Consider the following 14,961-nt stretch of genomic DNA (forward strand, 5'->3'; position numbering starts at 1 on the left):
GAGCAGCCGTGTACGCGAGCGAGATCGAAGCCGACCTGACCGAGGTGCTCGTCACCGAAGCCGAGATCCACGCCAAGCTCGCCGAGCTCGCCCGTCGCATCGAGGCCGACTACGAGGGCGAGGACCTGCTGCTCGTCGGCGTGCTGAAGGGCGCGGTCATGGTCATGGCCGACCTCGCGCGCGAGCTGCGCACGCACCTCAGCATGGACTGGATGGCGGTCTCGAGCTACGGCGCCGGCACGAAGTCCTCCGGCGTCGTGAAGATCCAGAAGGACCTCGACACCGACCTCACCGGGCGCCACGTGCTCATCGCCGAGGACATCATCGACTCCGGCCTCACGCTCTCCTGGCTGCTCGAGAACCTGGAGTCGCGCGGCGCGGCCTCGATCGAGATCTGCGCACTGCTGCGCAAGCCCGACGCGGCCAAGGTCGAGATCGACGTCAAGTACCTCGGCTTCGACATCCCGAACCAGTTCGTCGTCGGCTACGGCCTCGACTACGCGGAGCGCTACCGCAACCTGCGCGACGTGGCGATCCTCGCGCCCCACGTCTACTCCTGACCTCGACCTGCGGTGCCCACCCGGATCTCCCGTCCGCCGGCGGCGCGCAGGCCCTAGAGTCATCGCATGGGCGATCGGCGCCGCGGCAGACTGCATGACGCTGCCGCCGCGTTCACGAGCAATTGGCGCAACCCGAACCTGCGCCGCGCCCAGCTGAGCTTCCTCGGCGCGTGGACCGCCGAGTGGGCGTTCACCGTCGCGCTGGGCATCGTCGCGTACCGCGACGGCGGGGCGGCGGCGGTCGGCCTCGTCGGACTGCTGCGCATGGTGCCGTCGGCGATCCTCGCCCCGCTGCTGAGCCCGATCGCCGACCGCGGGCGCCGCGAGCGAGTGCTCATCCTGGTGTCGATCGTGCGCGGGGTCGCGACCGCCGCCGCCGCCGTCGTCGTCTTCGCGGCCGGGCCGACGGCCGTCGTGTACGCGCTGGCCGTGCTGTCCACGATCGCCGCGACCCTCTACCGGCCGGCGCACTCGGCCCTGCTGCCGTCGCTCTGCAGCACGGGGCACGAGCTCGCGAGCGCGAACATGGTGCGCGGACTGCTCGACTCGGCGGCCACCCTGATCGGCCCGTTGCTCGCGGCCGTGCTGCTCGGGTTCACGGGCGTCGACGTCGTGTTCGCCGTCGCAGCGGGCGCCTCGTTCGTGGCGGCCGCGCTCCTCGTCGGCATGCGGTACGACGCACCCCCGCGCCCGGCCGCGGAGCGGCGCACGAGTCTCCTCGCCGAGGCCGTCGACGGCGTGCGCGCGGTGGCGGCCGACCGCGACCTGCTCCTCATCCTCGGGCTCGCAGCGGCGCAGGCGCTCACGCGCGGCGCGCTGACGGTGCTCTCGGTCGTGGTCGCGATCGAGCTGCTCGGCACCGGCGAACCCGGCGTCGGCGCCCTGATGTCCGCGGTCGGCGTGGGCGCGGTGCTCGGATCCCTCGCGGCCTCGTTCCTCGTCGGCACGGCGCGGCTCGGCGCCTGGTTCGCCGTCGGGGTGGGCCTCTGGGGGCTGCCGCTCACGCTCGTCGGCCTGGTGCCGCAGCAGTCGGCGGCCCTCGGGTTCCTCGCCTTCGTGGGCGTCGGCAACGCCCTGATCGACCTCGCCGGGTTCACGCTCATCGCGCGTCTGGCGCCCGACGAGGTGCTCGCACGCGTCTTCGGGGTGCTCGAGAGCCTGGTCGCCGTGTTCATCGGCGTCGGGGCGGTCGTCGCGGCGGTCGTGATCGCCTGGCTCGGCGTGCAGGGGGCGCTCGTGGCCATCGGGCTGGTGTGCCCGGTGCTCGCGGTCGTCTGCTGGCGGCGACTGCGCAGCTTGGACGGCACGGTCGACGCGCTCGATGCGGATGTCGCGCTGCTGCGGCAGGTGCCGATGTTCCGCGCCCTGCCGCTGCCGTCGATCGAGCAGTTGGCGCGCGGCCTCGAGCCGGTCGCGGTCGTCGCCGGCGCGGTGGTGTTCAGGCAGGGGGATGCCGGAGACCGCTACTACGTGGTCGAGTCCGGTGAGGCCGACGTGCTGGGCGACGGACGGGTCGTGGCCACGCTGGGTGCGGGGGAGGGATTCGGCGAGATCGCGCTGCTGCGCCGCACCCGCCGGACGGCCACGGTCGCGGCGAGGACGGCGCTCGAGCTGCGCGCACTCCGCCCAGAGCGGTTCCTGGCCGTGGTGCTCGGATACACGGCCAGCGCCCGGGAGGCCGGCGAGGCCGTCGACGACCGGCTCGGACGGTACGCCCCCGACGAGTCGACCGAGTGACAGCAGAGCCGCGGGCGAGCCGACCGAGTGGCCCCACGGCCGGGCGCCCCCGAACGGAGTATTGAGGAGATCTCGACATGGTGGGATGGTGAGGCATGACCTCCGGCCGCGCCGTCCTGCTGATCGCCGACATCGGTGGCTACACCGACTACATGAGCTCCCACCGCATGAGCCTCGCGCACGCCGAGGTCAACACCGCGCGCATGCTCGAGCGGATGATCGACGCCGCACCCGGATTCGACCTCATCGAGATCGAGGGCGATGCGGCCTTCCTCTCGCGGCCCGCCGGGGCGGCCGACGCCGGAGACGCCGAGACGGCCGACATCCTGCGCGCCGCCGCCGCGATGCACCGGGCGTTCCACCTCGAACGGCGGTACGTCGCGGCCAACCTCTGCCCGTGCACCGGCTGCAAGGGACCCGACGGGCTGAAGCTCAAGTTCGTCGCGCACATCGGCGACGTGGCGACCCAGAAGATCCGCGATCGCACCAAGCTCGTCGGCATCGACGTGATCCTCGTTCACCGCGTGCTGAAGAACCCGGTCGACATCCCCGAGTACGTGCTGCTCTCCGAGGACCTCTACCGAGCAGGCGAGCGGTCGGTGCCGGGCTCCGTGCGCGAGGTCTCACCCGACCTCGAGGGGTTCGGGCGGGTGCGCGCCTTCTTCGTCGACGTCGGCGATCTCGACTATCCGGTGGAGGCGATGCGGTCGCCGACCTGGCGTGGGCGGCTCGGCCGGACCTTCTCGGCCGTCGGCCGCGGCCTGCCGTACATGGTGGGCGCGCGGAAGCCCCAGCACGTCGTCCCGGCGGCCTGATCCAGCCCACAGCGAACATTCGGCCGACGCTCGGCAACGCCGATGTAGCCTTGCAAGACCATGAACATCAAGAAGATCCTGCGCGGGCCGATCATCTACATCCTGCTGGCGATCGTGGCCGTCTGGATCGGGACGAGCCTGATCAGCGCCTCCGGTTTCAAAGAGGTGTCCACGCAGCAGGGCCTCGAGTTCCTGCAGGACGGCAAGGTCGCGTCGGCCAAGATGGTCGACGGCGAGAACCGCGTCGATCTCACGCTCACGAAGGCCGACGACGAGTTCGGCAAGCAGGTGCAGTTCTACTACGTCACGCCCCGCGGTGCCGACGTGGTCGCCGCGATCGACGAGGCGAACCCGAAGGACGGCTTCAACGACGAGGTCCCCCAGCCGAACTGGTTCCTCTCGATGCTCGGCATCCTCCTGCCGCTCGTGCTCATCGGCCTCTTCTTCTGGATCATGCTCTCGGGCATGCAGGGCGGCGGCAACAAGGTCATGCAGTTCGGCAAGTCGAAGGCGAAGCTCGTCTCGAAGGAGAGCCCGAAGGTCACCTTCGACGACGTCGCCGGCAGCGACGAGGCGATCGAGGAGCTCGAGGAGATCAAGGACTTCCTGAAGGAGCCCGCGAAGTTCCAGGCCGTCGGCGCCCGCATCCCCAAGGGCGTGCTGCTCTACGGCCCTCCCGGCACCGGCAAGACCCTGCTCGCCCGCGCGGTCGCTGGTGAGGCGGGCGTGCCCTTCTACTCGATCTCGGGCTCCGACTTCGTCGAGATGTTCGTCGGCGTCGGCGCGAGCCGCGTGCGCGACCTCTTCGACCAGGCCAAGCAGAACGCGCCGGCCATCATCTTCGTCGACGAGATCGACGCCGTCGGCCGTCACCGCGGCGCCGGCATGGGCGGCGGCCACGACGAGCGCGAGCAGACCCTCAACCAGCTGCTGGTCGAGATGGACGGCTTCGACCCCAAGACGAACGTCATCCTCATCGCGGCGACGAACCGCCCCGACATCCTCGACCCCGCACTGCTGCGCCCCGGCCGCTTCGACCGTCAGATCGGCGTCGACGCGCCAGACCTCAAGGGCCGCCACCGCATCCTCGAGGTGCACTCGAAGGGCAAGCCGCTCGCCAAGGGCGTCGACCTCGAGGTGCTCGCCCGCAAGACCCCCGGCTTCACCGGAGCCGACCTCGCGAACGTGCTCAACGAGGCCGCACTGCTCACGGCGCGCTCCAACGCGCAGCTCATCGACAACCGCGCCCTCGACGAGGCTGTCGACCGCGTGATCGCCGGTCCGCAGCGCCGCTCGCGCGTCATGAAGGACAAGGAGAAGCTCATCACGGCCTACCACGAGGGCGGCCACGCCCTCGCAGCGGCGGCGATGAACTACACCGACCCCGTGACGAAGATCACGATCCTGCCGCGTGGTCGCGCGCTCGGCTACACCATGGTCCTGCCGCTCGAAGACAAGTACTCCATCAGCCGCAACGAGCTGCTCGACCAGCTCGCCTACGCCATGGGCGGCCGCGTCGCCGAGGAGATCGTGTTCCACGACCCCTCGACCGGAGCCTCGAACGACATCGAGAAGGCCACGTCGACGGCTCGCAAGATGGTCACCGAGTACGGCATGAGCGCCACCGTCGGAGCGGTCAAGCTCGGACAGGCGCAGGGCGAGGTGTTCCTCGGCCGCGACATGGGTCACCAGCGCGACTACTCCGAAGAGATCGCCATGCGCGTCGACGCCGAGGTGCGCGCTCTGATCGAGCAGGCGCACGACGAGGCCTGGCAGGTGCTCAACGACAACCGCGACATCCTCGACAAGCTCGCGGCCGAGCTGCTCGAGAACGAGACGCTCGACCACAACCAGATCGCCGAGATCTTCAAGGACGTGCGAAAGCTGCCCGAGCGACCGCTCTGGCTCTCGAGCGACAAGCGACCCGTCTCCGACGTGCCGCCGATCGAGTTCCCGACCGACAAGGCGCCGATCGACCCGGGTGCCGTCGACGGCGGCATCGACTCGAGCGACACGCCTCTCGAGGAGCCCGCTCCCAAGCGCTCGCCTCGACAGAACCCGCGCCCCGCGACGGCCTAGCCGCCGCGGCGCCCACCGCCGACCAGAGAGGGTGGACATGGCCGGTGTCGACACCGAGCGCATCGAACGCGCCGTGCTCGAGATCCTCCTCGCGATCGGCGAGGACCCCGAGCGCGCCGGGCTTCGCCGCACCCCGGCGAGGGTCGCCGAAGCGTACGCGGACTTCTTCGGGGGCCTCGCGGTCGACCCGCTGACCCACCTGGCCGACGCCGTGCCCGTCGGCACGTCCGAGTCGGGCGCGCCCGCGACATCCGATGCCGTCGTGCTGCGCGACCTCGCGTTCAGGTCGGTGTGCGAGCACCACCTGCTGCCCTTCGTCGGCACCGCCCACGTCGCCTACCTGCCCGGCGACACGGTCGTCGGCCTCGGCCGCATCCCTGCCGTCGTCGACACGCTCGCCGCTCGCCCGCAGCTGCAGGAGCGGCTCGCCGAGGAGATCGCCGACACCCTCGAAGCCGGCCTCCGGCCGAGGGGCGTGCTCGTCGTGCTCGACGCGCAGCACCGCTGCGTGACCACCCGCGGCTCCAGGCAGGAGCGCAGCTCGACCATCACGATCGCGGCACGCGGTGCGCTCTCCGAGCCCGCAGCTCGCGCCGAGATCATCGCACTCATCGGGGCCGGCACAGCGTGAACGGCGACGGCACGCTCGTCATGGGCGTCGTCAACGTGACGCCCGACTCGTTCAGCGACGGCGGCGAATGGTTCGATGCCGATCGCGCGATCGCCCACGGCCTCGACCTCGTCGCCGACGGCGCCGACATCCTCGACGTGGGAGGCGAGTCGACCAGGCCGGGCGCTGCGCGGGTCGAACCCGACGAGGAGCTGCGCCGGGTGGTGCCCGTCGTACGCGAGTTCGCGCGTCGGGGCATCCGGGTGAGCGTCGACACGATGCGCGCGGCCACTGCGGCCGCTGCGGTCGAGGCGGGTGCCGAGATCATCAACGACGTCTCGGCCGGCCTCGCCGACGCCGCGATGGTGCCGACCGTGGCCGACACCGGTGCGCTCTACGTGGCGATGCACTGGCGCGGCCACTCCGACCGCATGGACGTGCTGAACTCCTACGACGACATCGCCGTCGAGGTGCGCGACGAGCTCGCGCAACGCGTCGAGGCGCTGCACGCCGCGGGCGTCGCCGATGACCGCATCATCCTCGACCCGGGCCTCGGGTTCTCCAAGACGGGCGCGCAGAACTGGGAGGTGCTCGGCCGGCTCGACGTGCTCGCAGGGCTCGGCCTGCCCGTGCTCATCGGCGCCTCGCGCAAGCGCTTCATCGGCTCGCTGCTGCCCGACGACGCGGCGATGGCCGAACGCGACCTGCCGACGGCGGTCGTGAGCGCGCTCTCGGCCCAGGCTGGCGCCTGGGGGGTTCGAGTGCACGACGTGCGCGCCACGCGTCGCGCCCTCGACGTCGTCGCGGCGTGGCAGAGTGGAACACGTGGCTGACACTCGCGATCGCATCACCCTGACCGGCCTGCGGGTCATGGCGCATCACGGAGTCTTCGAGTTCGAGCGCGAGCAGGGCCAGGAGTTCGTCATCGACGTCTCGGTCGTGGTCGACCTGCGCGCTGCGGCATCCGGCGACGACCTCGCGCGCACCGTGCACTACGGCGAACTCGCCGAGGCCGTCGTGGCCGCGGTGGAGCGCGACCCGGTCGACCTCATCGAGACCCTCGCCGAACGCGTCGCGTCGATCGCGCTGTCGTTCGCCGGCGTCGAGCAGGCCGAGGTCACGGTGCACAAGCCGCAGGCGCCCATCACCGTTCCCTTCGGAGATGTCTCGGTGTCGATCGTGCGGGTGCGCCCATGAGCCGCGCGGTCATCGCGTTCGGCGCGAACCTCGGAGATCGCGAGGCCACGATCGCGGGCGCCGTCCGCGAGCTGGCCGAGGTCCCGGGCGTCGAGCTCAGGGCAGTCTCCCCGGTGTACGAGACCCCGGCGATCACCGACACCGGCGTCGATCGTGACGCCCCCGGCTACCTCAACGGCGTGGTCATCGTCGAGACCGCGATCACGCCGCACGCCCTGCTCGCCGCGCTGCACGAGATCGAGGCGTCGCACGGCCGTCAGCGGCTGAAGCACTGGGGCGATCGCACGCTCGACCTCGACCTCATCGACGTCGACGGGCTCCTCATCGACGACACGGGTCTGCAACTCCCGCACCCGAGGGCCTGGCAGCGCGCGTTCGTGCTGCAGCCGTGGCTCGACCTCGAGCCCGACGCCGTCATCCCCGGTCGCGGACGCATCGCCGCCCTGCGCGCCGATGCCCACGACGAGGTGACCAGGCGATGAAGCGCACGCACCCGAGTGCGATCGTCGGTGCCGTGCTGGCCGGTGTCGTGATCGGCTACCTCATCGACCTGCTCATCGTCTCCGCCGGCGGCAAGGCGATCGTGCCGCCCATCTCACTCGCGATCACGCTCGTCGGCATCGCCGCGATCGTCGTCGTGCTGGCGTGGCCGATCCGCAAGGCGGTGAAAGCGCGTGCGACCAAGCACCTCGACCCGTTCCGGGCGATGCGAACGGCCGTCCTGGCCAAGGCGAGCAGCGTGAGCGGCGCGCTCCTGCTCGGTTTCGGCCTCGGCGTCGCGACCTTCCTGCTCACCCGCAGCGTGATGCCGCCGTTCGGCACGGTCTGGCCGGGGTTCGCAACGGCCATCGGCGGGGCGGTGCTGCTCGTCGGCGGCCTCGTCGCCGAGCACTTCTGCACCCTGCCCCCCGACGACACCGACGCCGAGCACGAGGAGCGCGCACATGCCTGAACGACCCGAGGCTGCGGCGGTTCCCGAGGCGAGGTCCGAGGAGGGCGCGGCTCCAGACCCGGCGGCCGGAGCCGAGCCCGCGGCGACCGCAGGCTCAGTCACGCCGCCGGCTCCCGACGAGGCTGCACCTTCGGACGACGCGCCAGAGCACCGCGTGCCAGAGCACGCTGCGCCAGAGCACCCCGTGCCGATCGACGAGGACTGGCGTCGCGTCTCACCCAAGTACGTGGTCGTCGAGGTCGTCGGATCCCTGGTCGGCACGGTGATCTTCGTGGCCGCGTTGCTCGTCGCGTACTTCTGGTTCGACTGGTGGTGGGCGGTGTGGGCGGCCGTCGCGATCGGTGTCGTCTCGATCATCACCATCGCGTTCGAGCCGCGTCGGGTGCGCTCGATCGGGTACCGCCTGCGCGCCGACGACCTCCTCTTCCGCCGAGGCATCATGTACCAGCGGCAGGTCGCCGTGCCATACGGGCGCATGCAGTTGGTCGACGTGACGCGGGGCCCGGTCGCGCGCGCGCTCGGCCTCGCCGACCTGAAGTTCGTCACGGCGGCGGCCGCCACCGCGGTCACCGTGCCCGGGCTGCCCCTCGACGACGCCGAACGCCTGCGCGACGAGCTCGTCGCCCTCGCCGAGACCCGACGGGCGGGGCTGTGACCGCTCCGGTCGCACCGGTCACGGCACTCGCCGACGGCGAGTGGCATCGGCTGCACCCGGCGAGCCCGCTGCTGCGCGGCGGACTCGTGTTCATCGCGGTGCTCGGCTTCGTGCTCGCGAACATGCGCGAGCGACTGCTCGACATGTTCGTCATCGTGTTCGTGCCCGAGACGGGCGACGAGATCGACGAGCGCTACGACGGATGGCAGAACGACTGGGCGAACGACCCGGTCGGCGCGATCGTCACGAACGGACAGGTCGGCTGGGCGCTGCTCGCCGTGGCGGTCGTCGTCATCGGGGTCATCGTCGGCTTCTGGCTGTCGTGGCGCATGCACACGTTCCGCATCACGCCGGAGTCGGTCGAGGTGCGCAGCGGCATCCTGTTCCGCTCGCACCGATCGGCCAGGCTCGACCGCGTGCAGGGCGTCAACATCAACCGCCCCGTGTTCGCCCGCCTGTTCGGCACCGCCAAGCTCGACGTCTCGGTCGCGGGCGAGTCGGGCAACGTGCAGCTCGCCTACCTCGGCTCGGCCCTCGCCGACGGCCTGCGCGCCGACATCCTGCGCCTCGCGTCCGGTGCGCGTGCCGAGAGGTCGCGGGCGGCGGCGCCCGCGGCGCCATCGGTTCCGGATGCCGCGGGCGCCGCGTTCGTCGAGCAGGCGCCGGGTGGGGCGGGCGGCCAGCCACCGGCATCCGCCCGCGTGTCGGCCGTCGTCGGACGCCGGGTCGACGAGTTCCTCGCGCCCGAGCTGGATCCGAACCTCGCGCCGCCCGAGTCGGTCGTGCACCTGTCGGTGGCCCGCGTCGTGGGTTCGACCCTGCTCGGCGGCACGACCATCGCGATCCTCGTGTTCGTGGCGATCATCGTCGCGGGCGTCGCGGCGGGGCAGGAATGGGTGATCCTCTCGTTCATCCCCGCGGTGATCGGCCTCGTCGGCTACCTGTGGTCGCGCATCACGAAGTCGCTGCGCTACTCGATCGCCGGCACGCCCGACGGCGTGCGCATCGGCCACGGGCTGCTCTCGACGGCGAACCAGACGATCCCGCCGGGGCGCGTGCACGCGGTCGAGGCGACGCAGTGGATCCTCTGGCGGCCGTTCGGCTGGTGGTCTGTGCGCGTGAACCTCGCGGGCCAGTCGGCGAGCGCGTCGAGCGAGGCCCAGCAGCGCACGTTGGTGCTGCCGGTGGGGCGCGCCGACGACGTGCGGCGCGTGCTGGCGCTGCTGCTGCCCGACGCCGAGCCGGCGCTCGAGCCGGTGCTCGGCCCGGGGCTCACCGGGCGCGGAGCCATCGCCGGATTCTCGACGACGCCCCGGCGTGCAGCCTGGCTGCGCCCCTTCTCGTGGCGGCGCATCGGCTGGGTAGCGCTCGGCGGTGTCGTGCTCTTCCGGCGTGGGGCGCTCACGCGCTCGCTCGCCGTCATGCCGCTCGCGCGCATGCAGTCCGTCGCGCTCGGGTGGGGTCCGGTGCGGCGGATGCTACGGCTCGCGTCCGTCCGCGTGCACACGCTCGCCGGGCCGGTGACCGTCGAGCTCCCCGTCGCCGACGCCGGTGAGGCCGCAGACCTGTTCGAGAACCTCGCTGCAGACGCCGTGGTGTGGGCCGGAGCCGATGAGTCCCACCACTGGGGCGCCGCGCGCGAACATGGCGCCACCGGCGAGCAGGCCGTCGCGGGCGAGCAGGCCGTCGCGCGCGAGCACGCCGCCCGCGAAGACGCCGAGACCGGCCAGATCCCGGAGGCCGTCTCATGAGCGACCGCGCAGGGCGCCTCGGCGTCGGCACGATCGGCGCCGGGCGCGTCGGCGCGGTGCTCGCGTCGGCACTCGCCGGGGTCGGACACGCGCTCACCGGCATCTCGGCGGTGTCCGAGTCGAGTCGCGACCGCGCCGCCGCGATGCTGCCGCACGTTCCGGTGCTCACCGTGCCCGAGATCATCGAGCGCAGCGAACTCGTGCTGCTCGCCGTGCCGGAGGCCGAGCTCGGGCCGCTCGTCGCCGGCCTCGCCGATGCGGGCGTCTGGCAGCCGGGGCAGCTCGTGCTGCACACCAACGCGCGACTCGGCACCGCGGTGCTCGATCCGGCCAGGCGCGCCGGAGCGATCCCACTCGCCGTGCACCCGGCGATGACGTTCACGGGCACGAGCATCGACCTCGCCCGGCTGCCCGGAACGTGGTTCGCCGTGACCGCCCCGGCCCCGGTGCTGCCGATCGGGCAGGCGCTCGTCGTCGAGATGGGCGGCGAGCCGTTCATCGTCGCCGAGGCCGACCGTGCCGCGTACGGCGAGGCCATCGACACCGCCGTCTCGTTCTCGAGCGCGATCGTCGAGCAGGCCAGCGGCATCCTCGCGGGCATCGGCATGCCGAGACCCGGCGCCGTGCTCGCTCCGCTGGTGCGCAGCGCCGTCGAGAACGCGCTGGCCCGCAACGACCCCGGGCCGTGGCCCGACGGTGCGAGTACGATCGACGGGGCCGCAGACGAGCGTCCGTTTGGAGGTGCCGCGTGACCGACGTGGCGAGCACGGTGGCGGCGAGCAGCACGGCCCCGAACACGGTGACGACGAGCGCTGCGGTGGCGAGCAGCGCGGCGAGCACCAGCGCGGCGAGCACCCGCACGGCGAACAGCATCGCCGAAGTACGCGGCCTGCTCGACGAACGACGCCGTGCCGGGGCATCCGTCGCCCTCGTGCCCACGATGGGCGCCCTGCACGACGGCCATCTCGCGCTCGTGCGCCGCGCCCGCGAACTCGCCGACGTCGTCGTCGTGTCGATCTTCGTGAACCCCTTGCAGTTCGGCCCGACCGAAGACCTCGACCGCTACCCGCGCACCCTCGAAGCGGATGTCGCGGCGCTCGCCGGTCTCGGCGTCGACGTCGTCTTCGCGCCCGACGTGACCGAGATGTACCCGAACGGCTCGGCCGAGGGCACGACGGTGAGCGCCGGACCCGTCGGATCCCGCTACGAGGGCGCGCACCGCCCCGGGCACTTCGACGGCATGCTCACGGTCGTCGCCAAGCTGTTCTCGATCGCCCAGCCCGACGTCGCCGTGTTCGGCCAGAAGGACGCCCAGCAGGTGTTCCTCGTGGAGCGCATGGTCGCCGACCTCGACCTGCGCGTGCGTGTCGAGGTCGTGCCGACGGTGCGCGAGACCGACGGGCTCGCGCTCTCGAGCCGCAACCGCTTCCTCGACGGGCACGACCGCGTCGCGGCGCTGGTGCTCGCGGAATCGCTCGACGCCGCCCGCACGTCGGCCGCCGACGGGGCCTCCGAACTGCTCGCCGAGGGCGTCGCCGCCTTCGGCGACCACGACGGCGTCGACCTCGACTACTTCGTGGTCGTCGACCCCGGCACCTTCCTCCCCGTCGACGAGGAGTACCGGGGGCGGGCGCTCGTGCTCGTCGCCGCTCGGGTCGGCGCCACCCGGCTCATCGACAACGACTTCGTCGACGTCGGCGCCTCCGGGCGGTAGCGCGGAGCATCCGCCCAGATCTGCTGAGTAGTCTTGACGGGCACGTGCCCCGCGATGAGAGAGAACGATGGCCGAGACCCAGACGGATTCCGCCCTGCCCGCCGATGAGCCCACCGCGGCCGAGATCTCCGAGCAGAAGGCGGTACGCCTCGCCAAGCGCGAGCGCCTGATCGCGGCATCCGACGACCTCGGTGGCGGCGCCTACCCGGTGCGCCTGCCGATCACCACGACGATCCCGCAGGTGCGGGCGCAGTTCACCGATCTCGAGGCCGACGTCTCGACGGGCGAGCAGGTCGGCCTCGCAGGCCGCATCGTGTTCTCGCGCAACACGGGCAAGCTGTGCTTCGCGACCCTGCAGTCGGGCGACGGCAGCCGTATCCAGGCCATGGTCTCGCTCGCCGAGGTCGGCGAGGAGTCGCTCGCCGCGTGGAAGGAGCTCGTCGACCTGGGCGATCACGTGTTCGTGGCCGGCGAGGTCATCACGAGCCGCCGCGGCGAGCTGTCGATCATGGTGAGCTCGTGGCAGATCGCGGCGAAGGCGATCCTGCCGCTGCCGAACCTGCACAACGACCTCAACGAGGAGACCCGCGTGCGCAGCCGGTACCTCGACCTCATCGCGCGCGAGCAGGCGCGCAAGAACGTGCTCGACCGGGCGAAGACGAATGCGAGCCTGCGGCACACCTTCGAGGGCCTCGGTTTCGTCGAGGTCGAGACGCCGATGCTGCAGGTCATGCACGGCGGGGCATCCGCTCGTCCGTTCGTGACGCACTCGAACGCGTTCGACACCGAGCTCTACCTGCGCATCGCCCCCGAGCTCTACCTCAAGCGCGCCGTCGTCGGCGGCATCGAGCGGGTGTTCGAGATCAACCGCAACTTCCGCAACGAGGGCGCCGATTCGACGCACAGCCCCGAGTTCGCGATGCTCGAGGCCTACGAGGCCTACGGCGACTACACCACCATGGCCGACCTCACGCAGCGCCTCATCCAAGATGCCGCGCTCGCGACGAGCGGCTCGCACGTCGTCACCTGGGCCGACGGCACCGAGTTCGACCTCGGCGGCGAGTGGGACCGCATCTCGATGTACGGCACCCTCTCCGAGGCGGTCGGCGAGCAGATCACGGCCGAGACCCCGATCGAGCGGCTGCGCCAGCTCGCCGACGAGGCCGGCATCGAGATCGAGCACCCCCTGCCCGGCAAGTACGTCGAAGAGCTCTGGGAGCACCACATCAAGGGCGGGCTCGTGCGCCCGACGTTCGTCATGGACTTCCCGCTCGACACCTCGCCGCTCGTGCGCGCGCACCGCAGCACCGCAGGCGTGGTCGAGAAGTGGGACCTCTACGTGCGCGGCTTCGAGCTGGCCACCGGCTACTCCGAGCTCGTCGACCCGGTCGTGCAGCGCGAGCGCTTCGTCGAGCAGGCCAAGCTCGCCGCCGACGGCGACCCCGAGGCCATGCGCCTCGACGAGGAGTTCCTGCGTGCGCTCGAGTTCGGCATGCCGCCCTCGGGCGGCATGGGCATGGGCATCGATCGCCTCCTCATGGCGCTCACCGGTCTCGGCATCCGCGAGACCATCCTCTTCCCGCTGGTCAAGTGAGCGTGCCGGCAATGACCTCGACGAGCGGATGCCGCAGATGAACGACTACCTCCCCAAGAGCGAGCTCGAGCCCGACCCCGACCCCAAGCGGCCGTCGAACGCCCGCGTCGCGATCTGGATCATCGTCGGCGCGGTCGGCGCCTACCTGCTCGGGTCGGGCATCTGGGGCATCATCACCGCCGGCTGACGAACACGACGCCGCGGTAGCCGGTCGGGCCCCACGCGACCATTCGGTCCAGGTCGGGGGTCGCGATCGGCAGCTCATGGGCGTCGACCCACGTCTCGCCCTCGTCGGAGCTGATCCACGGGTCCTGGATCACGACGACGCCGTCGCCAGCGGCGTGCGCGAGCACCCAGTGCGGACCGGTCTCGCCGTGCATCGGTGCCTCGTCGACGAGTAGGAGTGCGAGATCGCCGGCCGCGACCCGTGCGGCGATCTCGTCGGCAGACACGCGTTCGCGATGCACGGGAACGGCGAGCTCGGCGGCCCTGCGGAGGGATTCCGCCTGCAGTTCGGTCCTGAAGTCGTGCTCGAATGCCGAGTACGACTCGACGAGCACGGGGCCTTCGGCGTCGAGCCAGACCTCGACGGCGTCGGTGTCGGTCAGGCTCTCGCGCATCACGACCGCGAGCCCGATCGGCTCGACCGCAGGGAAGTTGCTCGCGCGGCGCCAGAAGGCGAGCTCGAGGTCCCGATCGGACTCGCGGTCGGCGCCGAGGCCTGCCGCGCCGCTCACCTCGACGGCGAGCAGCCCTGCGACGGCGCCGCAGGTGAAGAGCGTCGTCTGCGCGTAGTACGGCGGCTCCGCATGGGCGAGCGGCCGGTGCCAGCGCACCAGTCCGTCGGTGCCGAGCGTGCCCGGCGCCGAGGAGTGCGGAGCGCGCAGCGGCACGAAGCCGCGTGCCACCGCGATCTCGGGAACGGGTGCGCCTGCCGGCAGTTCCCACTTGAGGGCGGCATCGCCCCGGCCCTCGCTCGCGGCGATCACGTCGTCGAGGAGGTCGGCGGCGGCCCGGTCGGCCGCGGAGGGGCCGGCACCGGCGGCGCTGCCGGCATCCGACGACGTCCAGAGCTCGACGATCTTGGTCGCCGCGGTCGACGGCCGCCGGGTGGTGAGCACCGCCGCGAGCGGAACGTCGCCGGCGCGACGGTCGAGCACGGTCGGCTCGTACGGATGGCGCGAGCGTTCCCATGCCGTGGCGCGCGTGCCGCCGAGGGCGGCGCGCAGCGTGTCGTCGATGACGGCGCCTCGGGCGGCGGAGGTGACGGTTCCGGTCATGATCAGGTCCTTTCGTG

16 protein-coding genes are annotated in these 14,961 nt (G+C 71.8%); 15 read left to right on the plus strand and 1 reads right to left on the minus strand.

All coding sequences use genetic code 11. The features are described from left to right. The first annotated feature begins 8 nt into the window (after positions 1-8). The 15 genes from hpt to ASE68_RS20360 all read left to right on the plus strand — a co-directional run bounded on the left by hpt (position 9) and on the right by ASE68_RS20360 (position 13,851). Complete coding sequence (gene hpt / locus ASE68_RS17090; RefSeq protein ID WP_055862400.1) at positions 9-560, plus strand: hypoxanthine phosphoribosyltransferase; 552 nt, start codon at positions 9-11, stop codon at positions 558-560. Positions 561-626: 66 nt separating this feature from the next. Beyond that, the gene (locus ASE68_RS17095) at positions 627-2,297 is read left to right on the plus strand and encodes an MFS transporter (RefSeq protein WP_055862402.1); all 1,671 of its coding nucleotides are present in this window, start codon (positions 627-629) and stop codon (positions 2,295-2,297) included. A gap of 95 nt (positions 2,298-2,392) precedes the next feature. Further along, positions 2,393-3,112 carry a DUF2652 domain-containing protein gene (locus ASE68_RS17100; protein WP_055862404.1) on the plus strand — a complete coding sequence of 240 codons (720 nt, stop codon included), beginning with the start codon at positions 2,393-2,395 and terminating at the stop codon, positions 3,110-3,112. 60 nt (positions 3,113-3,172) lie between these two features. Then, positions 3,173-5,191, plus strand: a complete 2,019-nt coding sequence (gene ftsH / locus ASE68_RS17105) for an ATP-dependent zinc metalloprotease FtsH (protein WP_055862406.1) — start codon at positions 3,173-3,175, stop codon at positions 5,189-5,191. A 37-nt stretch (positions 5,192-5,228) separates the two neighbouring features. After that, a complete protein-coding gene (gene folE / locus ASE68_RS17110; protein WP_055862409.1) occupies positions 5,229-5,822 on the plus strand; it encodes a GTP cyclohydrolase I in 594 nt (197 codons plus the stop codon). A gap of 20 nt (positions 5,823-5,842) precedes the next feature. Continuing rightward, the gene (gene folP, locus ASE68_RS17115) at positions 5,843-6,634 is read left to right on the plus strand and encodes a dihydropteroate synthase (protein ID WP_055862648.1); all 792 of its coding nucleotides are present in this window, start codon (positions 5,843-5,845) and stop codon (positions 6,632-6,634) included. Next, positions 6,627-6,998 (plus strand): dihydroneopterin aldolase, encoded by a 372-nt coding sequence (gene folB / locus ASE68_RS17120; RefSeq protein WP_235481084.1) that lies wholly within the window; start codon positions 6,627-6,629, stop codon positions 6,996-6,998. The genes folP and folB overlap by 8 nt, the downstream gene beginning before the upstream one ends. Continuing rightward, a complete protein-coding gene (gene folK, locus ASE68_RS17125) occupies positions 6,995-7,480 on the plus strand; it encodes a 2-amino-4-hydroxy-6-hydroxymethyldihydropteridine diphosphokinase (RefSeq protein WP_055862412.1) in 486 nt (161 codons plus the stop codon). Before folB ends, folK begins: the two co-directional genes overlap by 4 nt. Further along, a complete protein-coding gene (locus ASE68_RS17130) occupies positions 7,477-7,950 on the plus strand; it encodes a DUF3180 domain-containing protein (protein ID WP_055862414.1) in 474 nt (157 codons plus the stop codon). The genes folK and ASE68_RS17130 overlap by 4 nt, the downstream gene beginning before the upstream one ends. A gap of 154 nt (positions 7,951-8,104) precedes the next feature. Further along, on the plus strand, positions 8,105-8,605 hold the full coding sequence (locus ASE68_RS17135) for a PH domain-containing protein (protein ID WP_369800095.1): 501 nt from the start codon (positions 8,105-8,107) through the stop codon (positions 8,603-8,605). Continuing rightward, positions 8,602-10,356, plus strand: coding sequence for a PH domain-containing protein (locus ASE68_RS17140; protein ID WP_055862417.1), 1,755 nt, complete (start codon positions 8,602-8,604; stop codon positions 10,354-10,356). Before ASE68_RS17135 ends, ASE68_RS17140 begins: the two co-directional genes overlap by 4 nt. After that, complete coding sequence (locus ASE68_RS17145) at positions 10,353-11,108, plus strand: Rossmann-like and DUF2520 domain-containing protein (RefSeq protein ID WP_055862419.1); 756 nt, start codon at positions 10,353-10,355, stop codon at positions 11,106-11,108. The genes ASE68_RS17140 and ASE68_RS17145 overlap by 4 nt, the downstream gene beginning before the upstream one ends. 65 nt (positions 11,109-11,173) lie before the next feature. Further along, complete coding sequence (gene panC / locus ASE68_RS17150; RefSeq protein ID WP_055862652.1) at positions 11,174-12,070, plus strand: pantoate--beta-alanine ligase; 897 nt, start codon at positions 11,174-11,176, stop codon at positions 12,068-12,070. A 67-nt stretch (positions 12,071-12,137) separates the two neighbouring features. Further along, positions 12,138-13,664 (plus strand): lysine--tRNA ligase, encoded by a 1,527-nt coding sequence (gene lysS / locus ASE68_RS17155; protein ID WP_055862421.1) that lies wholly within the window; start codon positions 12,138-12,140, stop codon positions 13,662-13,664. 37 nt (positions 13,665-13,701) lie between these two features. Beyond that, complete coding sequence (locus ASE68_RS20360; protein WP_157421737.1) at positions 13,702-13,851, plus strand: hypothetical protein; 150 nt, start codon at positions 13,702-13,704, stop codon at positions 13,849-13,851. On the opposite strand, the gene ASE68_RS17160 is transcribed toward ASE68_RS20360, so the two are convergent. Next, entirely contained in the window at positions 13,838-14,944 is a 1,107-nt protein-coding gene (locus tag ASE68_RS17160) for a peptidase C39 family protein (protein ID WP_055862424.1), read from the minus strand. The two genes, ASE68_RS20360 and ASE68_RS17160, sit on opposite strands and share 14 nt — an antisense overlap. Positions 14,945-14,961: the final 17 nt, after the last annotated feature.

The sequence above is a fragment of the Agromyces sp. Leaf222 genome (genome assembly GCF_001421565.1).
Lineage (GTDB): Bacteria > Actinomycetota > Actinomycetes > Actinomycetales > Microbacteriaceae > Agromyces.